The organism is Vibrio sp. 14G-20, assembly GCF_026241515.1.
Lineage (GTDB): Bacteria > Pseudomonadota > Gammaproteobacteria > Enterobacterales > Vibrionaceae > Vibrio.
Genome location: NZ_JAPHPW010000042.1, coordinates 1 through 20,351 on the forward strand (window position 1 = coordinate 1; position 20,351 = coordinate 20,351).

Below are 20,351 nucleotides of genomic sequence, written 5' to 3' on the forward strand. Positions count from 1 at the left end.
AGAAAGACACGAAATGGGGCTGCTCTGCCTCTAAACTGAATTACGCAACAAAGCCAACGATAAATACGGAAATTGCAACATAAAACTAACAGTTATCTTACCAGAAAAGGCGCCTGATTATTTAATCACAGGACACTTGAATCATTTTACAATTGAGTTTAGAAACTGGTATTTGGCAGCACTGAATGGAAACTTGTAGTCATTGAATGATGGATTGGGTAATATTCTCATTCTAGGAGTTTGTGCGTTATTCTTGGAGTGAGATTAAAATTAGTTTCAATCATAATTGATTTTGGTTATTTGGATTTGGAATCTTATTTATTTTTTATTAAGTATACTTGAGTAACACTTAACCATTATATCTGTTTATTCGTGATTGATAAGGTTGGAACGTAAAAATAAGGATGTTGAAAATATGGTTAACAACTTTCTAACGCAGAAAATTGTGGGAGTTGCGTTACTTTCTATGGTCTCCACAAGTGCAGCAATGGCAAAAAGCTATGAAATTGTAAACGTAGTCAAGGTGTCTGGTATTCCTTGGTTTAATCAAATGAACAAAGGAATTGAGAAAGCCGCTATAGATTTCGGCATGGATGCTCGCCAGCTTGGTCCTTCCACTCCAGATCCAGCGCAACAAGTTAAAATTATTGAAGACTTAATTGCCAAAGGCGTAGATGCAATTACTGTGGTACCGAACGATGTAACTGTATTGGAACCAGTATTTAAAAAAGCTCGTGAGAAAGGGATTATCGTATTAACCCATGAGTCACCAGATGGACATGGCGCGGATTGGGATATCGAAACGATTGATAACCAAGCCTACGCGAAAGCAACCATGGATGAGCTCGCAAAAAATATGGACAAGCAAGGTGGTTACGCGGTTTATGTTGGCTCATTAACGGTGCCACTACATAACAACTGGGCAAATCTAGCGATCGATTACCAAAAGAAAACCTACCCAGACATGTATGAAGTCACTAGCCGTATGCCAGTTGCTGAAAGTATCGACCAATCTTATGCCGCAACCAATGACTTGATGAAAGCACACCCAGATATGGCCGGCATCGTCTCTTACGGTTCATTAGGTGGCATCGGTGCAGGTGAAGCCATTAAGAAGAAACGCGCAAAAGACAAAATCAGCGTCGTGGGTATTATGATGCCAAGCCAAGCCAAGCTGCTCCTTACTTAGCTAGTGGCGAGATTGATAAAGGCTTCTTGTGGAACCCGGCAGATGCGGGCTACGCCATGGTTGCCGTTGCTAAGCAAATACTCGAAAGCGAAGATGTATCTCAAGGGGTTAATGTTAAAGGTCTAGGCGATGCAGAAATTGATACGCAAAACCGGGTGATCAAGTTTAACAAGATTCTAGAAGTGGATAAAACCAACGCTCGTCAGCTTGGTTTCTAAGCTAAACAAACTCTGTTCTAAATTGGGCGGTGCAACGCCACCTATCTCAATGCCAACTTCCTACTAGCAACAGTTAGCAGTTTGATCAGTATTTACAGTATCCATATGACTCCAAATAATGGGGGAAAACAAGCGCTAATAAGGGGGGAGAGCATAAAATCAGTACTAAATAGTTTATTGTCATCATTGTGGTAACTAACGTTATGGTATGGTCGTGCAGTGGTAAGTATAATTACTAGGTCTGTGATAATTTTAACGCTTGCGTTAGTTGTTATTGGTAGCGTTGTTTATAGCTTCTTGACGTACTTTGGTGCTAGTGAATATTCAGGACTAGTTATTCTCATACTGCTGCTCCTGTTTGTTGGTTTTTTTGAACGGTTTATCTTGGGTGTAACTTGAAAACAGGCTCTACTGTACTTATCGTAAGGCTCTACTGTACTTATCGTAAATAGCGCCCACAAAAAACGCTGCACAATGGCAGCGTTAAAGTTGAGATAGGTTGAAGGTTGTTTAGCTGTTTTCTAAGCCAACAATCTTGCGTGCAGACATCACTGCACTATCCAAGTCGGTCAATCTACCAGCACTTGCTGGACCAAGAACTGATGAATACAAAGCCAACTGTTTCTCAAATGATAAATCTAATTGGTTATATAGATTTTGGCGGATTTGAGCGTGTTGCTGTGGCTTTGCGCTCGACAGGCCTTCCAACGTATCGTAGATGAGTGTAGTTGTATCCATAACTGTCCTTAGTACATCTTTAGAAAATTTTGCATATTATGCACTTGGTGTCATCTTTGTTCTGCGAGATTGATCGCATTATGTGCAGCTCTGCTTAATTGTGTAATCAGTTAGTTACAATTGTGTTGTACGGCAAAGTGTCGAAAACTCGGGTTATGGCAAAAAGAAAAGGAGACGCACTGGTCTCCTTTGGGTTTATTAATCAATGTTAAAACTTACTTATTACTTATTACTTGCTGAGCTAATCAAATACGTCGAGAACCTAGCGAATGTTAATATTCTTATCTCGACTTTCGTACATTTCAGGTGTGGTGTGTAACCCTCCTGCGTAACCTGCAGCTTCAAGAGTTTCTCTTACCTCTCGAACGTGCTCTGCAGTTACTGGTTCCTCTCTATCTCCAAGGTGCAATCGCACGAAGGTGATCAATTCAGCCAACCTTTGATCCGACAATACATCCTCAAAACTTGCCATCGGCATGAAGTTTCTATCTTTGTCGAGATAAGTAGGTTGTAAGCCTCTTACTGTCACCGCAATAGTGTTGAATGGGTCGCTGTGCATGATAATGCCGTTATTCAACAGAGTAGGGGCGATTGGGTCTCGTCCTTTACCATCGTCACCATGACAGGCCCCACAGGTTTGACGATACGTGGTGTAGATTTCACTGCCATACGCGGCGTCATCAAACCCTTTAGGCTGTAACTGAACGGCATCACTGGCAATGGTGTTGTTGATGTCACCACTGAGTAGGTAATAGGACATCGACTCGATATCTTCACGCGTCATCAAGCTGAGGCTGTTTTTTACTACGTCTGCCATGCCCGCAAAAGCAGTACCTTTGTCTGAGTGACCCGTGTGTAAGAAATCGGTGAGCGTTACTTCATCCCAACCATCGATATAGAGCTCATTGGCGGTGATATCAGGCGCGTTCCAACCGTCGATCAAGTTACCTTGGAAAATACGTTCTGGTATCAGAGCTTGGGCAATATTTCTTGGTGTGTGGCACTCAGAACAGTGACCAAGACCCGCAACCCAGTATTTACCTTGTTGCCATTTCTCAACATTGTCGACTTTGTCTTTGAGTTCCTCAGGTACTTGATAATCGACCGGGTCGGTGTCCATGAAAACAATATTCCAACCAAGCAGCCCTAAACGAATGTTCGATGGGAACATCATACTGTTGTCGTCGTTACGACGAGGGACAGCGGTAATCGATTGCATGTATTCCCACAAGTCGACCATGTCTTGGTCGGTCAGATATTGATAAGAGGTGTAAGGCATTGCAGGGTATAAGTAACCGTTCTTGCCCTTACCATCCACTAGCGCGGCTCTGAAATCATCAAAGTCATAGGTCCCGATACCTTCGGTAGTATGAGGCGTAATATTGGTTGAATACACGGTACCGAAAGGGGTCACAAACGGTAGGCCGCCAGCGAAGGGTTCGCCAACTTCTGCACTATGACAAGCTACACAGTCACCGGCATAAGCGAGATATTCTCCGCGCTCAACGGATGATGCTTTCAAACTCGCGAGCCTTTGTTGTTCTAGTTCACCAGCGTGTCGGATATAAGCCCCAAGCGCGAGTATTTCGTTCTCGGTGAGTTGCTCATTAAACGCAGGCATTAGGTTGTTCAAACCATAATTGATGGTGTGCTGAATCTCTTCAATACTGCCGCCGTGAAGCCAGATATCATCGGAAAGATCAGGTACGCCAATCGCTGGGTTAGCGACAGCACCATCGGCATGACAAGACGAACAGTACTTGACGAACAAGGTTTTACCGAGCTCGACTTTAATCTCCGGCACATCGGTATGACGTTGGTTGAGAGACGCTAGATAGTAGGAGACTTTTGCCACCTCATCTGGGCGCATGATTTCACTTAAACCCGGCATAGCACCGTTCCGACCTTTGGCGATCGAATGAATAATATCTTCATCATTGCCACCATAGAGCCACTCTTGGTCAATCAGATTAGGAAAGTGTTTTTGTCCCTGAGCGTTATCTCGGTGACAAGCGGCACAGTGAGTTTGGAACAGAATCTTACCGCTGTTCACGATCTCTGGGACTGCAGCTAATCCTTCTAACGTGGTTTCACTGGTTTGTGAAAATTGTTCGTTAAGGCTGGTGGTCGGCGAACTGAGTTTGTCGTCGCTTTGTTCCCAATCGACTAACCCTTCCCATTCGCCAAGCCCGGGGTAGAGCACCAAATAACCAGCAGACAAAAGAAATGCCACTGCATAACTGACAAATAACAGCTTAGGTGGAGGCGCATCTTTCTCTTCAATACCATCAAAGGTGCCAATGGTGTGGTCGTGATCGGCCTTGTGATTGCTTCGCCAGTATTTAACGACAACCGATACCATCAGAATAAAGAATATTAAGGTTAAGAGTACCGCCCATAGATTCCAGAATGTGCTCATTGTGATACCTCCTGTGACGTATCTTTACCTAGGCTTTGTAAATAGCGAATCAGCGCTTCACCTTTGGTTTTGCCTCTTACTTGCAAACGGGCATCACCAATTTCTTGATCGGTATAAGGCACACCTAAGGTACGTAACACTTCCATTTTGGCGCTGATATCATCGCCAGTCAGAGTCTGCTCAAACAGCCACGGGTAAGAGGGCATGATCGAGGTAGGTACAACTTTTCTAGGATCAATTAAGTGAATAACATGCCATTGGTCAGAATACTTTCTACCTAAGTTAGTGAGGTCAGGGCCAGTACGTTTAGAGCCCCACAAGTTAGGAAACTCATAGATATCGTCTGCCTCTTGATTCGGGCGACCATTACGTTTCACTTCTGGTTCGAGAGGACGAACCATCTGAGTGTGGCAAACATGGCAGCCTTCACTGATGTAAATGTCTCGCCCTGCTAACTCAATAGGTGTGAGCGGCATCGCTAAGCTGCCTTTGGCAATATCGTCTCCACGGACGATGCTCGGCACTACCCAAACCAATAAAGAGAAGGAGGCGACAACAACGGTAGTCAAAATCAAAATGACGATTGAATGTGTAAAGTCTTTACTCATCATTTAAGCCCCCTCATTAACGGTGTGTTTAGTGTTATGTACGGCGGGCATACGAACCGTTTTGTACAAGTTGAACGCCATTAAGAACAATCCGAGGACGAACAGCGCGCCACCAAAGAATCGTAAGAACAACCAAGGTGCTTTGAAGTCCATGGCCTCTACAAAACTGTAAATCAGTTCGCCATTCTCATTTTGAGCGAGCCACATATAACCTTCACCGATGCCCGCGACCCAAAGTGCTATCGCATAAAGAGCGACGCCTGCATGAGCAAGCCAGAAGTGCCACTTAATCAGTCGTGGTGACCAAAGATCGGTTTGGCCCCACAAGCGTGGAATGAAATAGTAAAAGACTGCTATCCCTGACATCCCAACCCATCCTAGTGCTGCGGAATGTACGTGACCGATAATCCATTCGGTGTTGTGTGCCACCATGTTGAACCAACGAATGGCAAGCAGCGGGCCTTCGAACGTTGCCAAGCAGTAGTAAAGAATCGCTGAGAAAAAGAATAAAAGAATGTAGTCGGATTTCAGCTTTTCTTTGTTTTGAAGCAGGGTCATTGCGCTATTGAACGCACCAGCCCACGAAGGGAGCCAAAGGATCAGCGACATCACGATGCCGATATTTTGAATCCAGATCGGAACGGAAGAGTAAATGAGATGGTGTGTCCCGGCCCATGTGTAAAAGCCGACTAAGCCCCAGAAGTGGATCACAGACAAGCGGTACGAATAGATAGGTCGATCCGCCGCTTTGGGTATGAAATAGTAATTCATACCAATGATACCCGCGGTCAGTAGGAAACCGACGGCATTGTGTCCCCACCACCACTGAACGATCGCATCTTGAGCGCCTGCAAATACAGAGTAGGACTTCATCGCTAAAACTGGTATCGCGAGGTTGTTCACGATGAAAATCATGGCAACGACGATGATGAAAGCAGCAAAGAACCAGTTTGCCACGAAGATATGACTGACCTTCCGCTTTGCAAGCGTGCCAAAGAACAACACCGCATAAAGCACCCAAACCAGCACAATCATCAAGTCGATTGGCCATTCAAGCTCTGCATACTCTTTTGAGGTGGTGTGGCCTGCGGGGAGGGAAATGACCGCTAGTAAAAGAATGAATTGCCAGCCCCAAAATACCATCCATGAAAGGCTTTTGTTGAACAGGTCACAATGGCCCGTTCGTTGGGCAATGTACAAAGAGGTCCCCATCAAGATATTCACGACGAAGCCGTATATCACACCAGAGGTATGTAGCGGGCGCAGTCGACCAAATTGGAAATATTGGGAATCGAAGTTTAAGACTGGCCAATATAATTGCGCGGCGAGAATCACGCCGATGATCATACCTACAATCGCCCACACTAAGGATGCAACGATGAAGTACTTCACGACCTTAATGCTGTATTGCGTTGTCACTTGTTCCATAACAAGGCTCCTTGCCTAGATATTTTGAATCGCTGACTTAATTTGAATCGTTGAGTGAGCTTGGTTCGTTGCCGAGCACTGAATAGAAATAGGAAATGTCACGGATGTCTTGGTCTGAGAGCGTGTCGGCTTGTTGTTGCATGAGAATCGCTAAGCCACTGGTTCTTTCTCGAGTCTGGTAATCTTTCAATGAAGAGATGAGATAACCCACTTTTTGACCGCGTAGGTTCGGGTAGGGATCTTGTGTTGAGATGCCATCAGCGCCATGACAGGTCATACACACTTTGGCTTTTTGTTTACCTAACTCGAATTGTTCTTGGTTAACTTCAGCAGAAACAGGAAACATGACCAACGTCATTACTAGGGTAGAAAGTGTCGCCATGGGGTTAAATTTTTTTATATTCAAACTCATTCTCGATTCCCTTGATTATGAAATGAGTAAGCTTTTTAAAGATCAACACACGAGATCAACTGGTGAAGTAGAAACGATTGGAACCCGCTATTAAGTATCTTAAAGCTGCTTACTTTCGATTAAAGGTTATGCAGCAACCAGCATTCTCGCTACTTACTCATATTTATTGTTAATTTTGTTGTTTGATACGTATTCATAGGGCTTATTGGTTTACTTACGCAGAGTAAAATACGAGTTTTTGTTACTAGACGGTCGAGAAGGAATACGTCAAGCGGGTAGGGAGCGCTGAACGAGAGCAGTGATGGAAGAGACAGAGAAATTAGAGAGAAACTGCGAAGTTATTGAAAAACAGGGAGGTGCAGGAGCATTCGGGGTAAAGCGATACCAATCATCCTGAGTGGTATCGGTACAAGTTAAATGGTCAATTTATACTAGACTCAATTTAGTGACCTTTTTAAATGGAGTTTAGAATGAGAACTGTATTCTTGTTGATGCTTTGGCTTTGCTCGTTTTCGATTTTTGCAGCCTCAGAGTTAACGGTTTTCGACCACTCCGGGAAAAAGCATGGTTTTAGTAGAGAGCAACTCCTGTCACTTCCTCAAAAAGAAATTACTACCACCTTGCCTTGGGTCGAGGGTCTGACCGTTTATAGTGGTGTGACGTTACAAACGGTGCTTGAAAATATGGATCTACCGATATCATCACAAGTTACTTTCGTAGCATTGAATGACTATAAAATTGCGGTGCCCAAAGAAGATTTTGATACCTATGAGCCCATCATTGCGATTAAAAAGAATGGTGAGTTTATGTCTGTGAGAGAGAAAGGCCCGTTTTGGTTGATTTACCCAATCTCTGCGAACCCTGAGACCAATACCCCTGATTTCCATGCCAAGATGATTTGGCAGATTCGTGATATTCACCTGTAGAGGTTAATTATGAAGAAGCTGTTGTCTATGGCTGCAATCAAAGTCGTTGTTTTGTCTTTGGCCGTGGTTGTTCTATCCGTCAATATCTACAGTGTTACTCAAATTAATGACATCAACAAGAGCTTTTCTAACCGCCAAAATGAGGCCACATGGTTTGTTTTTCAACTCGTCAAAGAGTATGCAAACTTCTTGATGGTTAGCCACGCAAAAACGATTGATTATGATGAACTTTGGTTGGCTTATGACATTACTTGGAGTCGCTTTGATATTCTGATCAACAGCACTGAATCGTCCAATTTTATTCGCTCAGCAAACTTTAAGCCTTACTTTACCGCAGAGTTTGAAAAGTTTAAGTCGCTAGAATCGTCAATCAAGTTGGTCAGTACAGGGCAATTACCTAAAGAATCGCTGCAGAAGAAAGTCGATATTTGCTACACCACCTTGGTCGAATTCATTAACGAAAAGTTTCGATTACAAAGCCCAGTTATTGAAGAAAATACGTCCATGGTAGGCAAATTTGTTGTTGTTCACCAAATCAGCAGCGCCTTTCTTGTCTTGATTTTGTTGATGACAGGCATCATTTTCTATCTCGATTTTTCCATCAAACGAAAACTTCATTCTACCGACTTTATTACTGGCTTTCGCAATCGAGTCTCGCTTATGCAGTTTGTTAAGAACAGCTATCCAACAAACGGTAACTTCGACCTTTACTTTGTACGAATCAGAAACCTCAATGAGATTAACCAAAAGTATGGGCTTGAATATGGAGACTTGGTAGTGAGTTCAGCCGCTAAGTCTCTGACGGCAAAGGTTCCAGAAAGTACTATCTCGTTTCGTAGCAGTGGCAGCCAGTTTCTATTCTTCATTCCTGAGCACTTGTACACCAGTGATGAAATACAAGAAAAATTTAATGACGTGCTCAAGGGTTATATCTCGGCGGGGAATCTAGAATTGATGATTGACGCTGTAGTCAGGCATAAGAAGAACATCAGCTCTAAAGATATGATGGAGCTATTAACGACAATGCAGAGTTAATCCCCGCATAAGCGATAAGTTAGATCATTAGGTTTTGTTTACTGTACGCTCGTCATTCTCCCGCTTCACTATCATGGCTTTTGCCATCCTTTATTTGCCTCCTCATTCAATGTGTAGCCAACGCAGAGCTCCTGCACTGATGAAGATAGCTCTAGTTATAGATATAGCGGCTTGCAGCGTTTGAACAGGAAGAGAGGCTTTGAGGTTTAGGTTTAGGTTTAGGTTTAGGTTTAGGTTTAAGGTTTAGGTTTAAGGTTACTGCTTTCGAGTGAGTGCAACGATTCGCTCGTTAGATCTCGAACTGGCAACAGACTGCGGGTTTAAAATTGCTTGCGGGTTGTGGTTTCGAACAAACTCAATGAATTCCAGATAAGTGAGTGGCTGACTGAAGAAGTAGCCTTGTATTAGGTCACAGTTCGCTTTTCTGAGGTAATGATACTGTTCTATCGACTCAACACCTTCTCCGACGACTAGCGTGTCACAAGAGTGGCCTAAGTTAACCATAGATTCGACCATCTTGCGGTCGGCCTTGTCGTCTACCATGTTATCGATAAAGCTCTTATCAATTTTGAGCTCATCCACAGGGTAGTGGAGAAGTTGGTTAAACGCTGTGTAGCCCGTACCAAAATCGTCAAGGGAGACCTTTAAACCTAAGCTTCTGAGGCTCTCGATTGTCTGGACTGTAAGCTTGGTGCTTTTCACGTAACTGGTCTCGGTAATCTCAATAATAATATTACCAGGTGGCACTTGATAACGTTCGAGTACTTTACGGATGTTGTCGGCAAAATTACGGTTGTAGAGCTCCATTGCTGAGATATTAATCGACAGAGTGCCCTTGTATTTATGAAGTTCTGAAAGCTCTTTATAGCTTTTGATCGCGGTGCTAATGACCCACATGTCGAGCCTGGCGATAAGGTTACTCTTTTCAGCAACTGGGATAAATTCTTCTGGTCCTGCATCGATATCAAATAAGGTCGGGCAACGAATCAGGCACTCTGCACCATCTATCTGAAGTGTCTTGGCGTTAAAAATAGGCATAAAGCGAAGTTCAAAGTTGTCACTTTCGCAGCACTCTAAGAGTCTTTTCTCTACAACGTCATGGCGTTCCAAGGTATGTAACAACTCTTCGCCATAAACAATGCGACTTTCGCCATCACTATGAGACTTCGCATTCACCAACATTTCATCGATGCATCGGTGCCAAATATCTTCGAACTTGGGTGTGTCGAGCGGCAAAACGCCCGTTGCGAGCGATAATCGAAACCCATAGTAGTCAAGGAATGTGGTACCTGTCAGCGTATTGTTGATGTTCTCAATTTCTTCGTTTATCAGTTGATGCTTATCTGTCTCTAAAATCGCGATAAACTGGTTTCCTCCCAGTCTTGCTAAAGAGTAATCACTGCAACTAAAGCCCAAGGATGATTGCTGGTTTTGTAGCGTTTCTTTCAGTGCTTTAGCTAAGCTTATCAGTACATTATCACCAACTTTTGCGCCATAAAGATCGTTGATTTTACGAAAGTCGATGATGTCCCAACAAACGACATAGCAGTGTGGGTTCATTGAGCTTTTTAGTCGTACATCGAGGTGTCTGATGAAAGAGCGTCGATTGGCTAACTTGGTGAGTTGATCGAATTCAGCTTCGAATTTCAATTCCGTTAACGAGTCGATGTAAGCGTTTTTCAACCCATCAATTTCGCTTTGCCCTGATGAACGTTTGAAGTACCTAAGCTTGAGCCCGCCGATTGATATTTCATGTAACAGATCTTTGAGTGGGCGCACGAGTTGGTAGCGCACCACTAAATGCACGATCAACATGATCGTAAAGAGAGTACCAAAGCCAACTAACAAGGTTTGTTTAGCGATGATGGCTTTCTCATGGTTGAATTTTTGTTCTCGAATATTTACTTGCGCGATGAGATGTCGGCTGGTCATCTGCACATTGATATTGTCTTGGGTTTGCTCAATTGATTTGATAACGAACTGGGTATTTTCGACGTTGGCAGCGTCTGATGATGGTTCGATTAAGAACTGAATATTGTCATCGTCATTGTATTTGATTAATAAGCTAGAGAGTTGTATCAGAGGTCCGTCAGCAATCAATATGTAGCGATTTAAACTATTGCTAGCACGCTTGTCTTGAGGGAGGAGGTAAGGGTCAATTGCAGCAATATAGGCATACCTGAGCTCGCCACTGACCGAGATATAAGAGAAGCCTTCGTAAGAGAGCTCATTTTTACTGATTAACGAGGTGTATATGTCGAAGACTCTTTCGTAAACCTTATCAGGGATTTTTAGCCCCTCGAAAGGATCGGCTCTGAGAGTGGAGAGTGTCAATTTGAACTTAGGGTCCACAATATAGACATTGCGTTGTCCGAATTGATTGACGTGGTTCTGGCTTAATACACGAAGTACTCGTTTCTCCAATAGCGATAGAGTCGTGTAATCGCCTGGGTTTTGAATATAGCGAAGAAACTGCAACGAAGACCCAATATCTTTGACCAGTAAGGATAATCCGAGTTGCTCATACTCTGCAGCGACTAAAGCGGTGTTCACATCAGATTGCACCTTGTCTAGGTACATATGCTTAGCATGATTTGACGCGAAGTTGTATGACACGATTCCTGCGATCAGAAAGACCAACAGTAGCGTGGGTAAAAGTACGAAATAGAGCTTCTTCAAAACGGGCATGAGTTATCTCAAACTGTCTACAATACGATTGCGAATTTGAATGCTACTCGGTTCTAACGGCTGATAAAGGTAGCTGCGATCTAATACTGCTTTACTCGGGAAAAGCTCGGGATCGTTTTGATACTCCTGAGAAGTGAGTGCTTTTGCTTTTGAACTTGGTGTTGCAAACCATGAATCCATTGCGTTTTGAGCGGCTATTTCAGGTTGCGATAGGAAGGTGAGGATAGTGGTTGCCTGTGGAGATAACTCTCCGTTGTTAATTGCAGCCATACATTCTAACCATAAGGTCGTTCCTTCTTGAGGCACTGTGTAGGCCCAAGATGCCTCAGGTTCGGCATCATTAAGCACATAGCTGTCACCTGAATATCCGTAGGCGAGGTCGATATTGGCTAAGCGCTCAAGCTGGTGGATGTGGTCGATGACATACTCATTGCTTTCAATATGGGGTTTTTGCAGTTGTAGCGTTTTGTACGCAACACGAAGTTCTTGTTCATTATTGGTAAATGGGTCAAATCGATTGACCAATAACGCCGTGCTCACCAAGTCGGTGGGGTCGTAGTACATACTTATACGGCCACTGACTTTGGAGTCGGGTTCAAGAATCGCCATCCAAGATTCTGGGGCGGAGACTTTATCACTGCGATAAAGAATACCGGATGTTCCCCACGCGTAAGGAATACCATACTCACCACACCCATCCGCCCATCTGGGGTCAAAATTGCTTTCAATGGATTGTTGTAAGTCACTTAGGTTATGGAACAGGTTTTGTTTGGCTAATGCCTTAAGTTTTACGCTTTCGACGATGACCAGTTCAAAAGCGCCTCGACGCTCGCTTAATAAAACCTCATCCCTTATTGACTCATCAGAGAAGAATTGTTGCTTTAGTGAGATGCCGTAGGTATCACTTAACTGGGTAACGACGCTGTCAGATAAAAATTCATCCCAATTGTAGAGATAAATATCATGCTGCTGGCCAAATATAGGGTTAGCCAAAAAGGATGTTGAGGCGAGTATTGATACACAAAACGCTTTCACTGACGGATTCCCTTTCGTACGTGATAACTAAATCGTAGCCCAAAACCTGCGACATGATTCAAATTTAGGCACTTAATTTAACTTCAACTTCATGCATTTCATGCAAATAGCAACTTGCCACTCCAAAATGAAACCTAACCTTTATCGTGTGAGGCAAGGATGATTCCGTCGTATCGTATCCAACACAAGTGCGTATTCCAGTTTGTTGTCCGCGAATGGATTATTTAAATTAATATTCATCATAACACCCATACTTACAAGTTATTATGCAATTATTAAGCATTAAATAATGATGCGGTGATTGCTTTTTTCGGGTTTTCGCTCGCATTACTCGTCGTTATTCCTTTGTTTTGCCATTGCGATTTACTCTTATGCTCAATGTTCTTTTATCCCTAAAAACACTTCTATAACGTTTCGTCTGTCATTTGTTTCGTTTCTCCATAAGTATCGATAAAGTTGTTGCTAAAGACTTGTAGCACAAGGTATTTGTGCTTATTGTGGTCAGCAATATCTAGGTTATGTCCCAACGAGCCATGATTGCCGATTTGGGAAACGTTGTGCATTTAGGAGCCATTGTGGATTTAGAGATATATCAAGTAGATTCGTTTACAACTCAAGCGTTTAAAGGGAACCCTGCCGGGGTCTGTATCTCTAAAGAGCCGTTGGATGAGTCGTTAATGTTTTCAATCGCTGAAGAGATGGCGGTATCCGAAACGGCTTTTCTTGCGCTTAACACTATGACGCTTAAATGGTTCACTCCCGAAGTCGAAGTGAAGCTATGTGGGCATGGCACACTGGCAACGGTTCATGTAATGAAAGAACGAGGATTGCTTGAGACAGGTGATAAGGTTGTGTTTAACACCTTATCTGGGGAGTTATCTGCCGCAGTTTGTGAATCGTCTATCGAGCTTGATTTTCCTAGTACGCAGTTATCATTGCGTTCTGAAGCCAATCTCACGCTGCTTGAACACCTAGGCTTAAAGCCGCATCAAGTCGTTTCATTCAGAGAATTTGACTCTAAGCAGTTAATCGAAGTTTCCAGCGAACAAGTGTTATTGGAGCTTTCACCAAACTTTGATGCGTTAAAAGGTATTCAAGGGCGAGGTGTTGTGGTGACAGCGCTGGCATCAAATACGGAACTTGATTTTGTTTCTCGCTACTTTGCACCTTGGGTTGGGGTTAATGAAGATCTTGTTACCGGCTCGGCACATTGCGCATTGACGCAGCACTGGGCAGAAAAGCTCAACAAAAGTAGTTTCAGTGCTTATCAGGCGTCTCGTCGTGGTGGCTATATCTCGACAGAGCTCTTACGCAATGGGCGAATAAAGCTAATCGGCTCTGCGACCACTGTGATTAGTGGCGTGTTGAAGCTTTAGATCTCTATAGAAGCTTTAGAGCGCTGTTTATGTGCGGTAACTTGGTGGGCTATTATCGTTTTTATTTCAGAAAGAGTGCCGCTGCTTAGGTTTTACAGTGCAGCTAAGGCCCAAGTTGTTAATCAATTCAATGTTAGCTAGGAGAGCTTGATGCCAAACATTTACAATGATGTTCCTTCGTCAATACCCAATGAAATATTCAATGACCTGATTGCAAACGACGGTGTTCGAATCGAAAGAATATTGTCGCATGGACACAGTTCACCAGAAGAGGGTTGGTATGATCAAGATGAGAATGAATGGGTAATGGTGGTTGAAGGTCAAGGCGTCATCGAGTTTGAAGATGGGCGCGTTGTTACTTTATCAAAAGGGGATTACATCAACATCGCTGCACGAGAAAAGCACAAGGTCATTGGTACGGACAAAGACATGGTGACGATCTGGTTGGCTGTGTTTTATCGTTGATATCTTGTTCTAAAGCTGAGGCTGTTGAGTGCAGGTTACAGAGCCTGTTGAGCTTGGACTATTGAGCCTGCTGATTCAGCTGTCTATTTGCACCTCTGAAAGAACTTAAGACAAAAAGGAGTATGTCGTGGTTAGAATTCGAAACTATCAAGCGAGTGATGACAAAGCACTGTGGGAGATCTTCTTTCATACCGTACGTAACGTGAATGTTCGAGATTATTCTCAACAGCAAGTCGAAGCTTGGGCACCCAGTAGCTTTGACTTTGCATTATGGCAAAAGCGTATGAATGGGTTACAACCCTTTGTCGCTGAGCTCGATGGTTGCGTTGTTGGTTATACTGATCTGCAACCCAACGGTTTGATTGATCACTTTTTCTGTCACCACGAATATCAAGGGAAGGGGGTAGGGAAAGCGTTGATGGAACATGTTTTCACTGTGGGTCGAGTTCGTGGCGTATCGAGATATTTCTCTGATGTAAGTATTACCGCAAGGCCTTTCTATGAACACCTTGGTTTTAAGGTCGTTAATGAGCAGGAAGTTGAAATGCGTGGCGTAAAACTCACCAATTACGTGATGGAGAAGGTGGTCGTATAAGTGGGCTATCGTTCTTTAGAGTATAGAGACCTACTTTGAAATATTAATGAACCTTTTTAAGGATAACTTTTCCTGATCTATTGATATTGTCGATGAGTTCAAATTGTGTGCAAGGTAATTTGTCTAATCTAAACATTGAGTGAATACAAGGAGTGTTGTTCATGAGTCATGTGAGTAGATCTAAACTATATACATTAGTGTCGATGTTGTCCTTCGCTGTTGGCGTTCTAGCCTTAGATGCTGGGGTCTCGGGGCTGTTTCCTCTCTTTGTCGTCGTCATCTCATTCTTTTCATTCGTCATCAACTCGTTTCTTTGTTTGTTCGGAGTTAAACACGAAGATGGCTTTGATGCCTATCAAAAAGCAAATCAGACTCGGTCGGGAGCACTGGCCAAAGGCTTAGAAGACTCGAGCAAATAAACCTGTGCTTTTAGACGAACGGTAATCTCATTTTTGATACAGTTTTCACCTGCTTTTTGTTCTCTTATTCAAGAAAAATCATCACTTTAGAGATAATATTCACTTCAACAAATATCAGTGAAGGAAGAAAAGTGGGAATTGAAGCTTTAGCGTTTGTGATGGACGCACTAATCACCGCATGTTGCATGTACATCGCCTCTAAAATGTCTTTGGTGGTCGCAGATTTTAAATCCCTTCTTACTATTGCTGTAATCGTTGCTTTGGTGTCATTGATTCCGACAGTGGGTTGGGTGTTAGGGTTGATTCTGTTTGTGTTCCTACTCGGGAAAGCGACGCACTCTAGTATTGGTGACTGCATCTGGGTGGTGGTCTTCACGAAGGTGGTATCGATGGCGGCCTTTCTGATATTCGGGCGCTTGTTTATGTAATCCGGGTTCTTGCTTATATGAAGGCAGGCTCGGCTAGTTTGATACAGATCTTAACTTGGTATTTAAACATGAAAAGGGTGTGAACCTGTCACACCCTCTAAGAACCTTTGATTTGTGTTCGTCTTTATTATTTAGGCAGTAATACAGCATCAATCACATGGATAACACCATTGCTTGCTTCAACATCTGCCATCACGACCTGCGCTTTGTTGATCATCACATTGCCGTGATCAATTCCTACCATTACCGCTTCACCTTGCACTGTTACCACACTATCAAGTTTCATCACTTCAGACGCCATTATTTTCCCTGGCACCACATGATAGGTCAGTACTGCGATCAGCTTGTCTTTGTTTTCTGGCTTCAACAGCATATCAACCGTTCCTTCTGGTAGTGCAGCGAACGCTTCATCCGTTGGCGCAAACACAGTGAACGGGCCATCACCTTTCAATGTTTCAACTAAGCCGGCCGCTTTTACTGCAGCTACCAAGGTATTGAAAGAACCGTTTTCAGCCGCCACGTCAACGATGTCTTTCTTCATTCCGTGGTGATCAGCGTGAGCAAAAGCCGTAAAAAGAAGCGTCGCAACTAGCACTGACATGGTTTTGATTAATTTATTAAACATATTGTCTTCCTTTGAGTTTTGTCCGTTATTTTCGAGAGATATTACGAAAGCCCAATCGTGATAGATCAATTTGTTGTGTCTTTGAGTGAATGGTTAACGATATCGACTGCGCCAAGCGAATAAATTTATATTGTTAAATGCTTGTTATAACTCTACTTTGATACTTATAGTTGTTTGATGATTATTCAAATAATGGATGTGAATATGAGGTTTGTTTTACCAGTAGTATTTTCTGCATTGGCTTCAATGCCTGCATACAGTGGTCTTGCTCCAAGTGAAGGCTTCAGCGGTAACTTCAGTGTATTGGCCGGTTTCTACTCTGACAGTAGTAATTTGAGTATTGAACAAGATTCTAATCAAGCCACCAACACCCAGGAAGGGGATAGTGAAAACCAAGGGCTACTCGGCTTTTTGGGCACTGTTCAATATACTTTTGGCGAATCGCTGACTCACCAAGTGTATGCGGGTACAACACGAGAGGATATTGCAACAGGTACCATTGCGTTTGAGATAGGTTATCGATATCAACTTTCTGGTGGCACCATATTGGATTTTTCTGTTCTTCCTACGCTTGTCTCGGGTAAGGCTTGGTCGGACCCTTACGCGGTTGGCGTTAATCGAAACGAAACCGATTTAAAAGGTAATGTTGGGCGATTGCAAATGACCAACATAGGCGGCACTGGCTTTCGAACGGATTTCGCGATTGGTGAGTCCGACGTTGATGATGAGCTGTCTGGGACTTCATTGGGGCTATCTGCTGAAGAGATAGCACTGCTTAACAGGGAAAGAACCTATGTATACGCCAAAGCAGGATACCCTTTCATCTTAGCTAACCAAGCGGGTGTGTTCGTTCCATCCATGGTGTATTTCCACTCAGATGCGGAAGGCGGAGCGTTTAGCTTTGATAGTTATGGTATTGAATTAAATTACGCCAAGAAAATTGGTCGTCACGGTTTTGTTGTCACGTTGGATGCACATGATCGTCAGTACGATGAAGCGAACCCAATCTATGGAAAAGCCCGCGAAGAGAACGAATATGGTGCTTTTTTAGCGTATGAGTTTGGTGGTTTGATGGGCTACAAAGATTGGGCGTTCATTACTTTATTGGGCTTAAGAAGCATAGATTCTAATATCGATTTCTATAACTCCAAGCAAGTATTAGCGAGTGTGGGTGTGGACTATAAATTCTGATATTCGCACTATGTTAAAAATACTCATCAAAGCAGAAGTTTAAGTTCAGTATTTCTATTTATTTAATTATTTCGGGTACTTACACCTTTAAAGGTTGTAGGTGCCCGTTGCTATCCGTAATATGAAAATTAGCTTATGGATAGAAATAATAGGATAAGGAAGCGCTTTGGAAATACAAATTAGACATTTAGAAGCAACGGATAGCCAAGATATTTTCGATATTTATCGCCACCCTTCAGTTTCAGAAAATACCTCACAAAAGCCTTATCTTAGTTCTGACCAAGTGGAGCGACTGTTTGGTCATTCAGACCATTTTACTTTGGTGGCGGAAGTATCCGGCAAAGTAGTGGGCCACATTACTTTATTCATGACCACCAAGGTAAGAGACAGGCACTGCGCTGGTCTTGGTATTGCTATTCATCCGGATATGCATGGTAAAGGGGTCGGTAAGACGTTAATGCAGGAAGCGATCAATCAGGCGGATAACTGGCTTAACCTCGTGCGTCTTGAGTTAGAGGTTCATGCCGATAACTACGCCGCTATTGCTTTGTATGAACGTGTAGGTTTTCAGTTAGAAGGCACAAAAAGACTCAGTACGTTCAAAGCGGGTAAGTACATCGATATGTTACTAATGTCGAGAATACGACCAGATTACCTTTGAAGGAGAAGTGACTCGATATAACTGAAACAGTTGAAGTAAAATATTAATTAACAAGGTTATTTTAATAAATCCCTCAAACTTTATTTGCTTGAGGATTTTGTGTTTATAAGCATTCGTCACTATCAGATCTTTTAATAAGATCGCTATGGATTATCGATGCCAAAGCCATTTCGCAGTGCAAACTGAATCAGTTCGGTATGGTTGTCGAGTTCCAAAATATCCAACATGCGGTATTTGTGTGATTCAATGGTTCTAGGGCTTAAAAAGAGGATCTCTGCACATTGCTTTGCGGTGTAACCTTGTGCCAATTGAGTCAGAACCGCATACTGCCTTTTGGTCAGCAATAATAGCTTTTCACTCTCGTTAATATTATTGGTTTCATCGCTGGTGACACTACGTGTCATTTTGGAATGCTGCCAAAAACAGAGCCAGATATCACTCAGCAATTTGATTCGCTTCATGTCAGCCTCTTCAATTGGCTTATCGTAACGACTGAACCGTGAGAAGCCGATAGCTCCCCACTGCTGACCAAACAACGAAAGGCTTACAATCCCATGCCAATGAGCACCTTCTTCATAAAGTACACGTAACGGGTCGAGTTTATGGTTCTTTAGTGTTTCTTCAGGGAACAACTGCCAACACTCTTTTGAACGTAAAAGCTTAAGGTAATCAAGATAATTGCCTTTTAGAAAGCGTTCCATTTCAAGCGGTGGAGTATCTGTTTGGGATACGGAAATACTTTTTCCTGTATCCAGAAGAATCATTGAGTTTGGAAATAGAGTAAGTCTGTCGAGCTTAAACCAAGCGAGTGCTTCTCTTGCCAGTAACAAAAAAGTGCTATCGAAATCTTTGGGTTGGCATGCGGTCAAAGTGTTGGTTTGGTGAGAGAGGAGATCCTCAAAGCTCGCGAATGGGTTGTTTTTCATATCGACCGTCTTTTATGGTTTTAGACAAAATAGCGGCAATAACTAAAGTGTGTCAACCTAATATTAGAATGTCGTTCTGAATAAGGTGTGGCGAGTATTCTTAAATGCTACTGAGTAATTTTTAGTTCTATCGAGAAACGGCTAGTGAAATTCACACTGAACTCTGTATAGTAGCAACCGTTTGCTTCGTATAACCCCAATGATATGGTTTGGGGGTCTCTACCAGCTCCCGCAAAGTGCTGATTACGAAGGGTTTAGATCACAATTGTGTTCTTACTCTTTGTAATGGCGTTCAAAAACATCCTGTCTATTATTCAGAGTAAGTGCACACCTAAAATCCATAGTAGGTGAAATATGAACGCATTTATTCAAGGGCTCCCAAAAGTAGAGTTGCATTTACACATTGAAGGCTCGCTTGAGCCTGAGTTACTTTTCCAGCTTGCTCAACGCAATGGCATTGAACTGCCTTATTCATCCCCAGAGCAGTTAAGGTGCGCATACGAATTTGATGACTTGCAGTCGTTTCTTGATATCTACTATCAAGGTGCTGATGCGCTACGCAAAGAACAAGATTTTTATGACCTGACATGGGCGTACTTAGATCGCTGTAAAGCCGATAATGTCATTCACACCGAAATCTTCTTTGATCCTCAGACACATACCGATCGTGGTATTGCATTCGACACGGTCATTAACGGTATTCATCGTGCTCTTGAACAGGCGCAAAAAGAGTTGGGTATTTCCTCTCAGATTATTGCCTGTTTCTTGCGTCACCTGCCTGAAGAGAGCGCGATTCAAACGTTTGCCGATGTGCTCGAGCATCAAGATAAAATCATTGGTGTTGGACTAGATTCTTCAGAGCTAGGACACCCACCAGAGAAGTTTAAACGCGTATTCCAACAAGCCAAACAGGCGGGCTTAATTATATGGTCCGCCTCACTCTCAAGCCATTAAGCTTAGAGTAGGCTC

The 20,351-nt window shown here is 43.0% G+C and carries 19 protein-coding genes, 2 pseudogenes and 1 riboswitch; of the genes and pseudogenes, 11 read left to right on the forward strand and 10 right to left on the reverse strand.

Annotated elements, in window-relative coordinates; all coding sequences use genetic code 11:
• The first annotated feature begins 466 nt into the window (after window positions 1-466).
• Window positions 467-1,407: pseudogene (locus tag OQJ75_RS21710) on the forward strand (substrate-binding domain-containing protein).
• Window positions 1,408-1,917: 510 nt separating this feature from the next.
• Here the strand turns inward: OQJ75_RS21710 and OQJ75_RS21715 are convergent.
• The 5 genes from OQJ75_RS21715 to OQJ75_RS21735 form a co-directional block, all read right to left on the reverse strand.
• Window positions 1,918-2,145, reverse strand: coding sequence for a PAS factor family protein (locus OQJ75_RS21715; protein ID WP_004730426.1), 228 nt, complete (start codon window positions 2,143-2,145; stop codon window positions 1,918-1,920).
• Between the two features lie 262 nt (window positions 2,146-2,407).
• Complete coding sequence (locus tag OQJ75_RS21720) at window positions 2,408-4,564, reverse strand: cytochrome c (protein ID WP_265974818.1); 2,157 nt, start codon at window positions 4,562-4,564, stop codon at window positions 2,408-2,410.
• On the reverse strand, window positions 4,561-5,175 hold the full coding sequence (locus OQJ75_RS21725) for a cbb3-type cytochrome c oxidase subunit II (RefSeq protein WP_017060032.1): 615 nt from the start codon (window positions 5,173-5,175) through the stop codon (window positions 4,561-4,563). Before OQJ75_RS21725 ends, OQJ75_RS21720 begins: the two co-directional genes overlap by 4 nt.
• Window positions 5,176-6,600 (reverse strand): cytochrome-c oxidase, cbb3-type subunit I, encoded by a 1,425-nt coding sequence (ccoN, locus tag OQJ75_RS21730; RefSeq protein WP_265974819.1) that lies wholly within the window; start codon window positions 6,598-6,600, stop codon window positions 5,176-5,178.
• Window positions 6,601-6,637: 37 nt separating this feature from the next.
• A complete protein-coding gene (locus OQJ75_RS21735) occupies window positions 6,638-7,012 on the reverse strand; it encodes a c-type cytochrome (RefSeq protein WP_265974821.1) in 375 nt (124 codons plus the stop codon).
• Between the two features lie 470 nt (window positions 7,013-7,482).
• On the opposite strand from OQJ75_RS21735, the gene OQJ75_RS21740 reads away from it, so the two are divergent.
• Window positions 7,483-7,938: a hypothetical protein gene (locus OQJ75_RS21740; protein WP_265974822.1), complete on the forward strand. Its 456-nt coding sequence runs from the start codon at window positions 7,483-7,485 to the stop codon at window positions 7,936-7,938.
• A gap of 9 nt (window positions 7,939-7,947) precedes the next feature.
• On the forward strand, window positions 7,948-8,973 hold the full coding sequence (locus OQJ75_RS21745) for a GGDEF domain-containing protein (protein WP_265974823.1): 1,026 nt from the start codon (window positions 7,948-7,950) through the stop codon (window positions 8,971-8,973).
• 255 nt (window positions 8,974-9,228) lie between these two features.
• On the opposite strand, the gene OQJ75_RS21750 is transcribed toward OQJ75_RS21745, so the two are convergent.
• From OQJ75_RS21750 to OQJ75_RS21760, 3 genes are all read right to left on the reverse strand, one after another.
• On the reverse strand, window positions 9,229-11,661 hold the full coding sequence (locus OQJ75_RS21750; RefSeq protein WP_265974825.1) for a putative bifunctional diguanylate cyclase/phosphodiesterase: 2,433 nt from the start codon (window positions 11,659-11,661) through the stop codon (window positions 9,229-9,231).
• Between the two features lie 3 nt (window positions 11,662-11,664).
• Window positions 11,665-12,696: a polyamine ABC transporter substrate-binding protein gene (locus OQJ75_RS21755; RefSeq protein ID WP_265974827.1), complete on the reverse strand. Its 1,032-nt coding sequence runs from the start codon at window positions 12,694-12,696 to the stop codon at window positions 11,665-11,667.
• Between the two features lie 404 nt (window positions 12,697-13,100).
• Window positions 13,101-13,259, reverse strand: coding sequence for a hypothetical protein (locus OQJ75_RS21760; protein ID WP_265974838.1), 159 nt, complete (start codon window positions 13,257-13,259; stop codon window positions 13,101-13,103).
• Between OQJ75_RS21760 and OQJ75_RS21765 the strand changes: the two genes are divergently transcribed.
• The 5 genes from OQJ75_RS21765 to OQJ75_RS21780 all read left to right on the forward strand — a co-directional run bounded on the left by OQJ75_RS21765 (window position 13,230) and on the right by OQJ75_RS21780 (window position 15,979).
• On the forward strand, window positions 13,230-14,072 hold the full coding sequence (locus tag OQJ75_RS21765; protein ID WP_265974837.1) for a PhzF family phenazine biosynthesis protein: 843 nt from the start codon (window positions 13,230-13,232) through the stop codon (window positions 14,070-14,072). The two genes, OQJ75_RS21760 and OQJ75_RS21765, sit on opposite strands and share 30 nt — an antisense overlap.
• Before the next feature lie 150 nt (window positions 14,073-14,222).
• Window positions 14,223-14,537, forward strand: coding sequence for a cupin domain-containing protein (locus OQJ75_RS21770; protein ID WP_265974828.1), 315 nt, complete (start codon window positions 14,223-14,225; stop codon window positions 14,535-14,537).
• 127 nt (window positions 14,538-14,664) lie between these two features.
• Complete coding sequence (locus OQJ75_RS21775; protein ID WP_265974829.1) at window positions 14,665-15,132, forward strand: GNAT family N-acetyltransferase; 468 nt, start codon at window positions 14,665-14,667, stop codon at window positions 15,130-15,132.
• A gap of 161 nt (window positions 15,133-15,293) precedes the next feature.
• Window positions 15,294-15,551, forward strand: a complete 258-nt coding sequence (locus OQJ75_RS22550; protein WP_323054488.1) for a hypothetical protein — start codon at window positions 15,294-15,296, stop codon at window positions 15,549-15,551.
• Between the two features lie 131 nt (window positions 15,552-15,682).
• Window positions 15,683-15,979 (forward strand): hypothetical protein, encoded by a 297-nt coding sequence (locus OQJ75_RS21780; protein WP_265974831.1) that lies wholly within the window; start codon window positions 15,683-15,685, stop codon window positions 15,977-15,979.
• Window positions 15,980-16,106: 127 nt separating this feature from the next.
• Here the strand turns inward: OQJ75_RS21780 and OQJ75_RS21785 are convergent, their stop codons facing one another.
• Window positions 16,107-16,604, reverse strand: coding sequence for a fasciclin domain-containing protein (locus OQJ75_RS21785; protein ID WP_265974832.1), 498 nt, complete (start codon window positions 16,602-16,604; stop codon window positions 16,107-16,109).
• Window positions 16,605-16,808: 204 nt separating this feature from the next.
• Here OQJ75_RS21785 and OQJ75_RS21790 point away from each other — a divergent pair, with 204 nt between their 5' ends.
• Complete coding sequence (locus OQJ75_RS21790) at window positions 16,809-17,795, forward strand: DUF2860 family protein (protein WP_265974833.1); 987 nt, start codon at window positions 16,809-16,811, stop codon at window positions 17,793-17,795.
• Window positions 17,796-17,961: 166 nt separating this feature from the next.
• Window positions 17,962-18,456 (forward strand): GNAT family N-acetyltransferase, encoded by a 495-nt coding sequence (locus OQJ75_RS21795; RefSeq protein WP_265974835.1) that lies wholly within the window; start codon window positions 17,962-17,964, stop codon window positions 18,454-18,456.
• Between the two features lie 143 nt (window positions 18,457-18,599).
• Here the strand turns inward: OQJ75_RS21795 and OQJ75_RS21800 are convergent, their stop codons facing one another.
• Complete coding sequence (locus OQJ75_RS21800) at window positions 18,600-19,382, reverse strand: LuxR C-terminal-related transcriptional regulator (RefSeq protein WP_265974836.1); 783 nt, start codon at window positions 19,380-19,382, stop codon at window positions 18,600-18,602.
• A gap of 166 nt (window positions 19,383-19,548) precedes the next feature.
• Window positions 19,549-19,648: riboswitch (purine riboswitch) on the forward strand.
• An 88-nt stretch (window positions 19,649-19,736) separates the two neighbouring features.
• Here OQJ75_RS21800 and OQJ75_RS21805 point away from each other — a divergent pair.
• A pseudogene (locus tag OQJ75_RS21805) lies at window positions 19,737-20,306 on the forward strand (adenosine deaminase family protein); the annotation flags it as partial.
• Between the last annotated feature and the right edge of the window lie 45 nt (window positions 20,307-20,351).

What these genes read in the sequence shown, in the direction of transcription:
- OQJ75_RS21770 (WP_265974828.1), top strand. Translation starts at nt 14,223, where the DNA reads ATGCCAAACATTTACAATGATGTTCCTTCGTCAATACCCAATGAAATA.
- OQJ75_RS21720 (WP_265974818.1), bottom strand. Translation starts at nt 4,564, where the DNA reads ATGAGCACATTCTGGAATCTATGGGCGGTACTCTTAACCTTAATATTC.
- OQJ75_RS21725 (WP_017060032.1), bottom strand. Translation starts at nt 5,175, where the DNA reads ATGATGAGTAAAGACTTTACACATTCAATCGTCATTTTGATTTTGACT.
- OQJ75_RS21750 (WP_265974825.1), bottom strand. Translation starts at nt 11,661, where the DNA reads ATGCCCGTTTTGAAGAAGCTCTATTTCGTACTTTTACCCACGCTACTG.
- ccoN (WP_265974819.1), bottom strand. Translation starts at nt 6,600, where the DNA reads ATGGAACAAGTGACAACGCAATACAGCATTAAGGTCGTGAAGTACTTC.
- OQJ75_RS21800 (WP_265974836.1), bottom strand. Translation starts at nt 19,382, where the DNA reads ATGAAAAACAACCCATTCGCGAGCTTTGAGGATCTCCTCTCTCACCAA.
- OQJ75_RS21735 (WP_265974821.1), bottom strand. Translation starts at nt 7,012, where the DNA reads ATGAGTTTGAATATAAAAAAATTTAACCCCATGGCGACACTTTCTACC.
- OQJ75_RS21740 (WP_265974822.1), top strand. Translation starts at nt 7,483, where the DNA reads ATGAGAACTGTATTCTTGTTGATGCTTTGGCTTTGCTCGTTTTCGATT.
- OQJ75_RS21745 (WP_265974823.1), top strand. Translation starts at nt 7,948, where the DNA reads ATGAAGAAGCTGTTGTCTATGGCTGCAATCAAAGTCGTTGTTTTGTCT.
- OQJ75_RS21760 (WP_265974838.1), bottom strand. Translation starts at nt 13,259, where the DNA reads ATGCACAACGTTTCCCAAATCGGCAATCATGGCTCGTTGGGACATAAC.
- OQJ75_RS21715 (WP_004730426.1), bottom strand. Translation starts at nt 2,145, where the DNA reads ATGGATACAACTACACTCATCTACGATACGTTGGAAGGCCTGTCGAGC.
- OQJ75_RS21785 (WP_265974832.1), bottom strand. Translation starts at nt 16,604, where the DNA reads ATGTTTAATAAATTAATCAAAACCATGTCAGTGCTAGTTGCGACGCTT.
- OQJ75_RS21790 (WP_265974833.1), top strand. Translation starts at nt 16,809, where the DNA reads ATGAGGTTTGTTTTACCAGTAGTATTTTCTGCATTGGCTTCAATGCCT.
- OQJ75_RS21765 (WP_265974837.1), top strand. Translation starts at nt 13,230, where the DNA reads ATGATTGCCGATTTGGGAAACGTTGTGCATTTAGGAGCCATTGTGGAT.
- OQJ75_RS22550 (WP_323054488.1), top strand. Translation starts at nt 15,294, where the DNA reads ATGAGTCATGTGAGTAGATCTAAACTATATACATTAGTGTCGATGTTG.